The organism is Rubrivivax gelatinosus, assembly GCF_004340905.1.
GTDB lineage: Bacteria > Pseudomonadota > Gammaproteobacteria > Burkholderiales > Burkholderiaceae_C > Rubrivivax > Rubrivivax gelatinosus.
Genome location: NZ_SLXD01000012.1, coordinates 41,830 through 53,730 on the forward strand (window position 1 = coordinate 41,830; position 11,901 = coordinate 53,730).

The window sequence follows — 11,901 nt, forward strand, 5'->3', positions numbered from 1 at the left end:
GGCCGTGCGGGACGGCTGCAGCCCGCGTGCGGGAAACCGAGAGCCTTTGTGCCGCACCTGCCCGGTGCAATAATGATCTGAGTCACAGATTCGGGGTCCGATTATGCTCGACCGGGAGGGCTTCCGGCCCAACGTCGGCATCGTGCTGCTGAATGCGAAAAACCAGGTGTTCTGGGGCAAGCGCCTGCGAACCCACTCCTGGCAGTTTCCGCAGGGCGGCATCAAGCACGGGGAGTCGCCCGAGCAGGCGATGTTCCGTGAGTTGCACGAAGAGGTGGGCCTCAAGCCCGAGCACGTGCAGATCATGGGCCGCACGCGCGACTGGCTGCGCTACGAGGTGCCCGAGCACTACATCCGGCGCGACGCGCGCGGCCACTACCGAGGCCAGAAGCAGATCTGGTTCCTGCTGCGCCTGGTCGGGCGCGACAGCGACATGAACCTGCGCGCCACCGATCACCCCGAGTTCGACGCCTGGCGCTGGAACGAGTACTGGGTGCCGCTGGACGTCGTCATCGAGTTCAAGCGCGGTGTCTACGAGATGGCGCTGACAGAACTCGCGCGTTACCTGCCCAGGCCGAACGCCCACAACCGGTTCCTGAGAGCAGGCCTGCGCACCCACCGTGACGACGACGAAGCGCCGCGTGCGGCGCCCGCTCCGGTACCGGCCGCGCCCCGCTGAAGGCTCAGACGAGGACCAGGTTGGTCCGGTGGATCATCTCGGGCTCGTTGGCGTAGCCCAGCAGTGACTCGATCTGCGACGACGCGTGGCGCGCGATCAGCCGCGCCTCGGCCGACGAATAGTTCGCCAGCCCGCGTGCGATCACCTCGCCGCCCGGCGCCAGCACCGCGATGACGTCGCCGCGTGCGAATTCGCCCTGCACTTCGACGACACCGATCGGCAGCAGGCTCTTGCCGTCCTCGCGCAGCTTCAGCGCCGCGCCGGCGTCGACGACGACCGCGCCACGAAGCTGCAGGTGGTCGATCATCCACTGCTTGCGTGCCGCGAACTTCGGCGTGCCGGCGACCAGCGCGCTGCCGATCGCCTCGCCGCGCGCCAGGCGCAGCAGCACCTCGGGCTCGCGGCCCCAGGCGATGACGGTGGAGGCGCCGCTGCCGGCCGCACGTTTGGCCGCCAGCACCTTGGTGATCATGCCGCCGCGGCCGATGCTCGAACCGGCGCCGCCGGCCATCTGCTCCAGCGCCGGATCGCCGGCGGTGGCGACGTCGATGAAACGTGCCTCGGGGTCCTTGCGCGGATCCGCCGAGTACAGGCCGCGCTGGTCGGTCAGGATCACCAGCGCGTCGGCCTCGATCAGGTTGGCGACCAGCGCGCCCAGCGTGTCGTTGTCGCCGAACTTGATTTCGTCGGTGACGACGGTGTCGTTCTCGTTGATCACCGGCACGACGCCCAGCGCGAGCAGCGTCAGCAGCGTCGAGCGCGCGTTGAGATAGCGCTCGCGGTCGGCCAGGTCGGCGTGCGTCAGCAGCACCTGCGCGCTGCGCAGGCCCTGCTCGGACAGCCGAGTCTCGTACATCTGCGCCAGCCCCATCTGGCCGACGGCGGCCGCGGCCTGCAGCTCGTTGAGCTCCTTGGGCCGCGTCGTCCAGCCCAGGCGCTTCATGCCTTCGGCGATCGCGCCGCTGGACACCATCACGACCTCGCGGCCATCGCGCGCCAGCGCCGCGAGCTGCCGCGACCAGTTGCCGATGGCCTCGGCGTCGACACCCCGGCCTTCGTTGGTGACGAGGCTGGAGCCGACCTTGACGACGATGCGGCGGGCGGACGCGAGGACGGTGCTCATTCGGCTGGCGGATTGTCGAAGCGCGGATCGGGCAGCGGGGCTTCCTGCTGGTAGCTGGCGACGTGTTTCCAGATGCCCTCGACCAGCGGCTCCAGGCCCTCGCGCGCCAGCGCCGAGATCACGTAGACCGGGCCCTTGTAGCGCAGCCGGCGCACGAAGTCCTTCACGCGCGCCTCGCGTTCCTCGGCCGGCAGCATGTCGACCTTGTTGAGCACCAGCCAGCGCGGCTTGGCGTGCAGCTCGGGGTCGTACTTCTTCAGCTCGGCAACGATGGCCTTGGCCTGCTGCACCGGGTCGACACCTTCGTCGAAGGGCGCGATGTCGACGATGTGCAGCAAGAGCCGCGTGCGCTGCAGGTGGCGCAGGAAGCGGTGACCGAGGCCCGCGCCTTCGCTGGCGCCTTCGATCAGGCCGGGGATGTCGGCAACGACGAAGCTGCGCTCCGGGCCGACACGCACGACGCCGAGATTCGGGTGCAGCGTCGTGAACGGGTAGTCGGCGATCTTCGGCCGCGCGTTGGAGATCGCCGAGATCAGCGTGCTCTTGCCGGCGTTGGGCATGCCCAGCAGGCCGACGTCGGCCAGCACACGCAGCTCGAGCTTGACCTTGCGCGCCTCGCCGGGCCAGCCGGGCGTCTTCTGGCGCGGGGCGCGGTTGGTGCTGGTCTTGAAGTGCAGGTTGCCGAAGCCGCCGTCGCCACCCTTGGCGATCAGCACGCGCTGGTCGTGCTCGAGCAGCTCGCACAGCACCTCGCCGCTGTCCATGTCGGTGATGATGGTGCCGACCGGCATGCGCAGCACGATGTCTTCGCCGGCCGCGCCGAACTGGTCCGCGCCGCGGCCGGACTCGCCGTTGCGCGCCTCGTGGCGGCGCGCGTAGCGGTAGTCGATCAGCGTGTTGATGTTGCGATCGGCCTGCGCCCAGACGCTGCCGCCGCGCCCGCCGTCGCCGCCGTTGGGGCCGCCGAACGGGATGAACTTCTCGCGCCGGAAGCTGACGCAGCCGGCGCCGCCGTTGCCTGCGGCGATGTCGATGGTGGCTTCGTCTACGAACTTCATGGTGCGAGATGATAGAAAAGACGAAGCCCCGGCGGGCCGGGGCTTCGGGATCGAAGGTCGCGTCGGCCTTTAGACCGGCGTGACGTTCACCGTCTGGCGATTCTTCTCGCCCTTGATCGCGAACGAAACGTTGCCGTCGACGAGCGCGAACAGCGTGTGGTCACGGCCCATGCCGACGTTGACGCCGGCGTGGAAACGCGTGCCGCGCTGGCGCACGATGATCGAGCCGGCCGAGATGACCTGGCCGCCGAACACCTTCACGCCGAGCATCTTCGGCTTGGAGTCGCGACCGTTGCGGGTTGAGCCGCCGCCCTTTTTCTGTGCCATGGTTTACTGCTCCTTCAGACGTTCACGGAGCCGATTTCCAGCTCGGTGTAGTTCTGGCGGTGGCCGCCGTGCTTCTGGTAGTGCTTGCGGCGACGCATCTTGAAGATGCGGACCTTGTCGTGCCGGCCGTGCGCCACGACGGTGGCCTTGACGCTTGCACCCGCGACCCAGGGAGCCCCGATCTGCAGGTCGGCGCCGTTCCCGACGGCCAGCACCTGCTCGATCACGATTTCCTGGCCCACGTCCGCAGCAATCTGTTCTACCTTGATCTTTTCGCCCGCAGCAACCTTGTATTGCTTGCCGCCGGTTTTTATGACCGCGTACATGTGTGCCTTCCTTACGTTGAGATCTCCGCGTGCATGACGCCCTGTGACAGACCACAAACCACGCAGAGCCTTTCAGTATAGCATGTCCGCCCGCCCCGAGCCGATCCCGCGCGTGCATGTCCGCACGCAGCCGGCCAGGGCGGCAATGAGAGGCCCGCCGGACGGCGACGGGGGCGCCTTCCTATAATCCGACCGAATCAACCGGCGCGTCCCGTGCTCCAGACCACCGCTTCCCCCCCCAACGTCGACGACCCGATGGACGCCGCGATGCGCCAGGTGGACGCGGTCATCCGCGCCCGGCTGTCGTCCAAGGTCGCCCTGATCGACCAGATCGCCAGCTACATCATCGGCGCCGGCGGCAAGCGCATGCGCCCGCGGTTGCTGCTGCTGTTTTCCGAAGCCCTGGGCTTCCGCGGCCCCGAGCGTTACGAGCTGGCGGCTGTTGTCGAGCTGATCCACACCTCGACGCTGCTGCACGACGACGTCGTCGACGAGTCCGCGCTGCGCCGCGGCCGCGCGACCGCGAACTCGATGTTCGGCAACGCCGCGGCGGTGCTGGTCGGCGACTTCCTGTACTCGCGCTCCTTCCAGATGATGGTCTCGGTCAAGAGCATGAGGGTGCTCGAGGTGCTGGCCGAAGCGACCAACGTCATCGCCGAGGGCGAGGTGCTGCAGCTGATGAACATGCATGACGCCGACCTCGCGGTCGACGAGTACCTGCGTGTCATCCGCTTCAAGACCGCCAAGCTGTTCGAGGCCAGCGCCCGCCTGGGCGCCGTGCTCGCCGGCGCCACGCCCGAGGTGGAGGAAGCCTGCGCCGACTACGGCCGCTCGCTGGGCACCGCCTTCCAGCTCGTCGACGACCTGCTCGACTACGAAGGCAACAGCGACGAACTCGGCAAGAACGTCGGCGACGACCTGCGCGAAGGCAAGCCGACGCTGCCGCTGCTGATCGCGATGGAACGCGGCACGGCCGACGAGCGCGAGCTGATCCGCCACGCCATCGAGCACGGCGAGCTCGAACGCCTGCCCCAGATCATCGAGATCGTGCGCCGCACCGGGGCGCTGGAGGCCACACGCGAGGCCGCCCAGACCCAGGCCGACATGGCCCGCGCAACGCTTGAGCTGCTGCCAGTTTCCAAAGCCCGCGAAGCTCTGCTAGAATTTTGTTTTCGCGCTGTTCACCGGTCTTCTTGACCCGAGCAGCCGAAACGACAGGCACAGTGCAAGACCCGCTCTTGTGATCGGTGCCAAATCGGGGTGTAGCTTAGCCTGGTAGAGCGCTACGTTCGGGACGTAGAGGCCGGAGGTTCGAATCCTCTCACCCCGACCAGACTTCCTTCTTCGCCAACACTGACGGCTGCTACGGCAAGCCGGTTGCGCTCGACATGAGCGCGGCGACGATCTCCCAAGATGCCCCAGCGCCGCAAGGCGGCTGGGGCATCTTGCTTTGGGCCCCTCTGCGCACCAGCACCGCCAGCTGTGCCGATACGGCAGCAGCGGGGCGCCGCCACGCCTGCAGGGTTTGGCAGCCGCAACGCCCGCCTGCCGCCTGCCGCCTGCCGGCCCTGAAGCCATTACAGGCATTACGTTCGATTCGCTAACAAGGGATAACCCTTCCACCCTCGAGAGGATGTGACGAAATTGTTTCGTCAGCCGTTCCACCGAAGGAATGAAACCCCGAACTCGAACGACTCAAGTTCGACCCCGATCGTCCGATCAAGCGCCCCGCGGGGCGCATTCCATTCCCGGGTGCGCCGGGGGATCCCGCCACCGCCTTGTCCAGGATCAGACGCCCGTCGACTGGCGCCTTGCGCCGTGACGTGCTGCGCACCATCTCAGATCGGCTTCCGCAGGGCCGCGAAATATCGACAGCGCAGCGAACACAATTCGCCGTTCGATGGCTAATGAGGCCGAAGTGGCAATAAGGTCATTTCTGTTTCGACGCCGCGAACAGGGATCGAAGAACGTGAAATCCTCACACCCGGAATGCACTCAATCCGGCCCCGGTTCCTGCCGATGAATGAGCTTGAATTCCGGCCCGTCTCGGGCCCCAAAACTGCAAGGAGCCCCGTCATGCATTGCTTCCGTCCCGCACGCCGCCTCGTGATCGTCTCCGCCCTGCTTGCCCTGGGCACCGGCTTCGTGTCGGCAGCCGACCTTCCGGCGGACGTCCAGGCCAAGGTCGACAAGGCCAAGAAGCGCCTGGTCGAGATGGCGGCCGATCCGCTGCTCGTGGCCGCCGTGCGCGAGGCGAACGCGCGCGACACCGGCGGCATGAACAACGGCAAGTGGGTCGACCTCACCGAGGACGATCCCGCCGTCAAGGCGATGCTGTCGAACAAGGCCAGCCAGCAGATCGCCAAGTGGGAGAAGGCCGAACCGACGATCAACAAGATCCTGCTGCGCGACCAGAAGGGCAACATCGTCGCCGGCAGCACCAAGCCGCTGATCTACAACAACGCCTCGCGCCCGGTGTTCGCCAACCCCATCAAGGGCCAGCCCTGGTCGGCCGGCGAAATCAAGCCCGACACGACGACGCAGATCCCGAGCGTGCACGTGGCCGCGCCGGTGCTCGATGGCGGCAAGCCGATCGGCGTGATCCAAGCCGGCGTCAGCGCGAACTGATTCCCCGCTCGGTCTGCCGCAGCGCCGGCAGGCCGCCTCGAATGGCCCCACGTTGGGAGTACCGATGTTCAAGAACATGAAGGTCGGCGTCCGGCTCGCCCTCGGATTTGCCACCGTGCTGGGCCTGATGGTCGTCATCAGCACGATCTCGCTGACCCGGCTGTCGGCCATCAAGGCCGATCTGGCCGCCGTCACCGGCGAGGCGCCCGAGCGCCTGGCCGGCAACCTGCGCGACCTCGCGCGCTTCCAGGGCATGGCGATCCGCGACGTCGTGCTCCAGGACGACATGGCCTTCAAGAAGAAGGAAATCGACCTGATGCGCAAGTCGCGCGAGGACTACGAGCGCACCGCCAAGGCACTGGCCGAGCTGCTGACCGAAGAGCCGCAGATCAAGGCCGCGTTCGACAAGGCCCAGGTCGCCATGGCGGCCACGCGGGCGCCGGCGGAGAAAGCCGTCGAACGTTCGATGTCCGACGACCTCGCGGGCGCCGCGGAAGTCGTGCGCGCCGAGCTGCGCCCGGCCCAGCTGGCGCTCATCGCGGCGCTGGGCGAGGTGGTCGACGCGATCAAGGAATCCTCGCGCCAGCGCAACCTGGCCGCCGACGAGGCCTACCGCCACGCGGTGGCGCTGATCGTCGGTCTGGCGGCCACGGCGCTGATCTTCGGCTCGGTGGTGGCCTGGCGCATCCAGCGCGGCATCACGCGGCCGCTGGAGCAGGCCGTCGAGGTCGCGCAGGCCGTCGCCGAGGGCGATCTGACGCGGCGCATCCAGGTCGACGCCAACGACGAGGTCGGCCGCGTGCTGAATGCGCTGGAGACCGTCAACGCCAACCTCAGCCGCACCATGGACCAGGTGCGCCACGCGGCCGAGACGCTGCAGACGGCCTCCGAGGAGATCGCCACCGGCACCGCCGACCTGAGCCAGCGCACCGAGCAGCAGGCGTCCAACCTGCAGCAGACGGCCGCGTCCATGGACCAGCTGAACTCGACGGTGCGCAACAACACCGACACCGCCCGCGCTGCAGCCCAGATGGCCGGCTCGGCCAGCGCCGCGGCCACGCGCGGCGGCCAGGTGGTCACCGAGGTCGTCAGCACGATGCACGAGATCACCGAGAGCTCGCGCAAGATCGCCGACATCATCGGCGTCATCGACGGCATCGCGTTCCAGACCAACATCCTGGCGCTCAACGCCGCGGTCGAGGCGGCACGCGCCGGCGAGCAGGGCCGCGGCTTCGCCGTCGTCGCCGGCGAGGTGCGTTCGCTGGCCCAGCGCAGCGCCGGCGCGGCGCGCGAGATCAAGGCCCTGATCGGCAACTCGGTCGAGAAGGTCGAGACCGGCTCGCGCCTGGTGGCCGACGCCGGCAGCACGATGACCGAGATCGTCACCCAGGTGCAGCGCGTCTCGCAGCTGATCCAGGAGATCAGCCAGGCCACCGTCGAGCAGACCAGCGGCATCGGCCAGGTCAACGACGCGGTGACCCAGCTCGATCAGGTGACCCAACAGAACGCCGCACTGGTCGAGCAGACGACCGCGGCCACCGAGAGCCTGAAACAACAGGCCCAGACGCTGGTCGACGCGGTGCGCGTCTTCCGCGTCGCCACGACTGCCTGACACCAGGGGGCGGTCCTTCCTTCGGGCGCGGCCACGGCGCGGGCTGCGCCCATTTGCCTTCGCGCCGTCATCGGAGAGCCCCCACGTGAAGATCTTCATGGTCGGAACCCAGCGTTCCGGATCCAACCTGTTGCGCCTGATGCTCAACCAGGCGCCCAGCCTCGCGGCGCCGCATCCGCCGCACGTGCTCGAACGTTTCGCCCCGCTGCTGTCGCTGTACGGCGACCTGCAGAACGACAGCGCCTTCGAGACGCTGGTCGACGACGTCGCCCGCCTCGTCGAGACCAACCCGGTGCCGTGGCCGGTGTCGCTCGATCGTGCCGACCTGCGGCACCGGTGCCGCGAGCGCAGCCTGGTCGCGGTCTTCGGCGCGGTCATGGACCGCATGGCCGAAGCCGCCGGCAAACCCGACTGGGTGTGCAAGTCGCTCGCCAACGTGCACTTCCTGCCCGAGATCGAACGCTACTTCGGCGCCGACGCACGCTACCTCTACCTGTACCGCGACGGGCGCGACGTCTGCCTGTCGTTCATGAAGGCCGTGGTCGGCGAGAAGACCGCCTTCCACGTCGCGCGCCAGTGGCATGCCGAGCAGCAGCTCGCGCTGGACTGCGGCCGGCGCGTGCCGGCCGAACGTTTCCTCGCGCTGTCCTACGAGTCGCTGACCACCGAGCCCGAGCCGTCGCTGCGCCGCCTGTGTGCCTGGCTGGGCATCGAGTTCCACGCCTCGATGCTCGACTACCACGGCTCCGAGGAAGCCGACCGCACCGCCGCCTCGGGCCGCATGTGGGAGAACGTGCGCAAGCCGGTGATCGCCGGCAACAGCCGCAAGTGGCTCGCCGAGATGCGCACGGACGACATCGTCGACTTCGAGTCGGTGGCCGGCGCCTCGCTGACCGATCTCGGCTACGAGCTGCACTTCGTCGGCCAGGACCGCGAGGCCCGGCGCTACGATGCGGCGGCGCTGGCCGCGCTCGACGCCGAGAACCGGCGCCGCAAGACCCAGGCCCGCGAGACGCTGCCGCCGGCCGACGCCGCAGCCCGCAAACCGCAGGAGGACCTGCTGGCCGAGATCCGCAGCCGCGCCGTCACCGCCTGATGCCCGACACCCGCCAAGCCTCCGTCCCGGCCGCACCGCCGGGCTACAGCGCGCCACGCCTGTTCGCCGACTGCGCCGTGCTCGGGCTCACCGCCTGGGGCGGCTTCATGGCGCTGCTGGCGCAGGCGCAGCAGCGTTTCGTGCAGCGCCGCGGCTGGATCGCAGAGAAGGACTTCCTCGACCTGATCGCGCTGGTCGCGATGCTGCCGGGGCCGCAGGCCGTCAACGCACTGGCGGTGATGGGCCACCGGCTCGGCGGCTGGCTGGGTTTTGCCGCCGCGCTGGCCGGCATCGTGCTGCCCAGCTTCGTGATCCTCGTCGCGCTGTGGGCCGGCTACGCCCTGCTGGCCGGGCATCCGGCACTGCTGCGGGCATTCATCGTCGGCGTGCTGCCGCCGCTGGCGATGATCCTCCTGCAGACGGCCTGGAACCAGTCGAAGAAGGCGACGCCGGCACCACGCGACAAGGCGCTGGCGGCGGCCGCGGCGGTCGCGCTGCTGGCGCTGCCGTTCTGGTCGGCGTCGATCCTGGTGCTGGCCGCGGGCGGCCTGGCGAGCCGGCTCTTCTGGCCCGCGCCGCCGCCGGCGCCCGCGCCCAGCAGCCCGCCGATGGCGCCGTCGCGCATCCTGCTGTGCCTGGCGCCGGCGGCGCTGGCGGTGTTCCAGCTGGTGCCGTCGCTGCTGCCGCAGGACACCATCGCCCGCCTGGCGCTGGCCTTCGGCGGCATCGCGACAACGCTGTTCGGCGGCGCGCTGGTGATGGTGCCGCTGCTCGAGGGCCTGATCGTCGACCGCCTCGGCTGGCTGGACCACGCCGGCTTCACCGCCGGCCTGGCCGCCAGCCAGCTGACGCCGGGGCCCATCGTCGGCATCGCCACCTTCACCGGCATGCAGATCGCCGGCCTCGCGGGCGCGCTGGCGGCGACGATCGGCGTGTACACGCCGACGGCCGTCATCGCCGTCGGCGTCGACGGCGCGGCCGACCGGCTGCGCGGCCAGCGCGGCTTCCAGCACGCGATGATCGGCGTGCGCTGCGCCGTCGTCGGGCTGATCGCCGGCGCGGCGGCGATGCTGTGGTGGAAACTGCCGCTGGCGGCCCAGCCGCTGGCCTGCGCGCTGCTGACGGCAGCCGCCGCGCTGCTCGTGCTGCGCTGGCGTCAGCCGCCCTATGTGTCGATCCCGGTCGGGGTGGCGCTGGCCGCGCTGCTGCCGGGCTGATCAAGGCCGGTCACAAACGGCCCGAGCGCGGCCGTTGTTCGGCGTTTACAGGGGGGGGGCGTATCGGCGATGATCGACCGGTTATGCCCCGTCCGGACTGAACTTCATGGCCGCCGACACCACCGTCGAGACGCAGCAGACCGCACTGTCCGGCGTCGCCCGCGTCCTGGTGCATGCCGGCAAGCTCAACGCCCGCACCGCCGAGGACCTGGCGCGCAGCGCGCGCGAGCGCAAGACGAGCTTCGTCTCGGCCGTCGTCGCCGCCGGCGCGCTCAAGCCCGACGAGCTCGCGCATGCGCTGTCGGGCGCGCTGGCCCTGCCGCTGCTGGACCTCAACGCGGTCGACCTGCAGAAGCTGCCGCGCAACCTGCTCGACGCCCGGACCGCAGCCCAGTACCAGGTCATCGTGCTGGGCAAACGCGGCAACCGGCTGTTCATCGGCGCCGCCGACCCGACCGACCAGGAAGCGGTCGAACGCATCAAGTTCGCGACCCAGCTGACGCCGGAATGGGTCATCGTCGAGTACGACAAGCTGATGCGCCAGCTCGACGCCCAGGGCCAGAGCGCCAACGAGGTGCTCGAGTCGCTGGCCGGCGAGGACTTCGACTTCGACGTCAGCGACGACACCACGACCACCGCCGAGGCCGAGGTCTCCACCGAGGTGGAGGACGCCCCGGTCGTGCGCTTCCTGCAGAAGATGCTGATCGACGCGATCAACGCGCGCGCCTCCGACCTGCACTTCGAGCCCTACGAATACAACTACCGGGTGCGTTTCCGCATCGACGGCGAGCTGCGCGAGATCACCCAGCCGCCGATCGCCATCAAGGACAAGCTCGCCTCGCGCATCAAGGTCATCTCGCGCATGGACATCGCCGAGAAGCGGGTCCCGCAGGACGGCCGGATGAAGCTGAAGTTCGGCAGCAAGGCGATCGACTTCCGCGTCAGCACGCTGCCCACGCTGTTCGGCGAGAAGGTCGTGATCCGGATCCTGGACCCGTCCTCGGCCAAGCTCGGCATCGAGGCCCTGGGCTACGAGAAGGTCGAGAAGGACCGGCTGCTCGCCGCGATCCAGCGCCCCTACGGGATGATCCTGGTCACCGGGCCGACCGGCAGCGGCAAGACGGTGTCGCTCTACACCTGCCTGAACATCCTCAACCAGCCCGGCGTGAACATCGCCACCGTCGAGGACCCGGCCGAAATCAACCTGCCGGGCATCAACCAGGTCAACGTCAACGACAAGGCGGGGCTGACCTTCGCCGCGGCGCTGAAGGCCTTCCTGCGCCAGGACCCGGACATCATCATGGTCGGCGAAATCCGCGACCTGGAAACCGCCGACATCGCGATCAAGGCGGCGCAGACCGGCCACCTGGTGATGAGCACGCTGCACACCAACGACGCGCCGACGACGCTGACGCGGCTGCTGAACATGGGCGTGGCACCGTTCAACATCGCCGCCAGCGTGCTGCTGATCACCGCGCAGCGTCTGGCGCGCCGTTTGTGTGAAGTCTGCAAGAAACCGGCCGAGTATCCGCGCGAGGCGCTGCTCAAGGCGGGGTATACCGACGCCGATCTGGACGGAAGCTGGAAGCCGTATCGTGCGGTCGGCTGCTCCGCCTGCAACAACGGCTACAAGGGCCGCGTCGGCATCTATCAGGTGATGCCGATCACCGAGTCCATCCAGCGCGTCATCCTCTCCGAGGGCACCGCGCTGGACATCGCCGAGCAGGCCAAGCGCGAAGGCGTGCGCGACCTGCGCCAGTCCGGTCTCGTGAAGGTGCGCCAGGGCGTCACCTCGCTCGAGGAAGTCATCACCGTCACCAACGAATAACCAACCG

At 68.9% G+C, this 11,901-nt stretch carries 11 protein-coding genes and 1 tRNA gene; 8 read left to right on the forward strand and 4 right to left on the reverse strand.

Translation table 11 applies throughout. From position 1 onward, the window contains the following. The first annotated feature begins 103 nt into the window (after positions 1-103). Complete coding sequence (locus EV684_RS17895; protein WP_132648657.1) at positions 104-679, forward strand: RNA pyrophosphohydrolase; 576 nt, start codon at positions 104-106, stop codon at positions 677-679. 4 nt (positions 680-683) lie between these two features. On the opposite strand, the gene proB is transcribed toward EV684_RS17895, so the two are convergent. The 4 genes from proB to rplU all read right to left on the reverse strand — a co-directional run bounded on the left by proB (position 684) and on the right by rplU (position 3,513). Then, positions 684-1,802, reverse strand: coding sequence for a glutamate 5-kinase (proB, locus tag EV684_RS17900; RefSeq protein WP_132648658.1), 1,119 nt, complete (start codon positions 1,800-1,802; stop codon positions 684-686). Next, the gene (gene cgtA, locus EV684_RS17905; protein WP_132648659.1) at positions 1,799-2,860 is read right to left on the reverse strand and encodes an Obg family GTPase CgtA; all 1,062 of its coding nucleotides are present in this window, start codon (positions 2,858-2,860) and stop codon (positions 1,799-1,801) included. The genes proB and cgtA overlap by 4 nt, the downstream gene beginning before the upstream one ends. 69 nt (positions 2,861-2,929) lie before the next feature. Continuing rightward, complete coding sequence (gene rpmA / locus EV684_RS17910) at positions 2,930-3,187, reverse strand: 50S ribosomal protein L27 (protein ID WP_132648660.1); 258 nt, start codon at positions 3,185-3,187, stop codon at positions 2,930-2,932. 14 nt (positions 3,188-3,201) lie between these two features. Further along, positions 3,202-3,513, reverse strand: a complete 312-nt coding sequence (gene rplU, locus EV684_RS17915) for a 50S ribosomal protein L21 (RefSeq protein WP_009857536.1) — start codon at positions 3,511-3,513, stop codon at positions 3,202-3,204. A gap of 255 nt (positions 3,514-3,768) precedes the next feature. On the opposite strand from rplU, the gene EV684_RS17920 reads away from it, so the two are divergent. From EV684_RS17920 to pilB, 7 genes are all read left to right on the forward strand, one after another. Continuing rightward, entirely contained in the window at positions 3,769-4,710 is a 942-nt protein-coding gene (locus EV684_RS17920; protein ID WP_132648797.1) for a polyprenyl synthetase family protein, read from the forward strand. A gap of 59 nt (positions 4,711-4,769) precedes the next feature. Beyond that, positions 4,770-4,846 (forward strand) — tRNA-Pro (locus EV684_RS17925). Positions 4,847-5,589: 743 nt separating this feature from the next. Next, a complete protein-coding gene (locus EV684_RS17930) occupies positions 5,590-6,141 on the forward strand; it encodes a cache domain-containing protein (RefSeq protein ID WP_132648661.1) in 552 nt (183 codons plus the stop codon). Positions 6,142-6,205: 64 nt separating this feature from the next. Continuing rightward, a complete protein-coding gene (locus EV684_RS17935; RefSeq protein WP_132648662.1) occupies positions 6,206-7,753 on the forward strand; it encodes a methyl-accepting chemotaxis protein in 1,548 nt (515 codons plus the stop codon). Positions 7,754-7,838: 85 nt separating this feature from the next. Beyond that, complete coding sequence (locus EV684_RS17940) at positions 7,839-8,849, forward strand: sulfotransferase family protein (RefSeq protein WP_132648663.1); 1,011 nt, start codon at positions 7,839-7,841, stop codon at positions 8,847-8,849. After that, positions 8,849-10,066 (forward strand): chromate efflux transporter, encoded by a 1,218-nt coding sequence (gene chrA, locus EV684_RS17945; protein WP_132648664.1) that lies wholly within the window; start codon positions 8,849-8,851, stop codon positions 10,064-10,066. The genes EV684_RS17940 and chrA overlap by 1 nt, the downstream gene beginning before the upstream one ends. Positions 10,067-10,172: 106 nt before the next feature. After that, the gene (pilB, locus tag EV684_RS17950) at positions 10,173-11,894 is read left to right on the forward strand and encodes a type IV-A pilus assembly ATPase PilB (RefSeq protein ID WP_132648665.1); all 1,722 of its coding nucleotides are present in this window, start codon (positions 10,173-10,175) and stop codon (positions 11,892-11,894) included. Positions 11,895-11,901 lie beyond the last annotated feature (7 nt).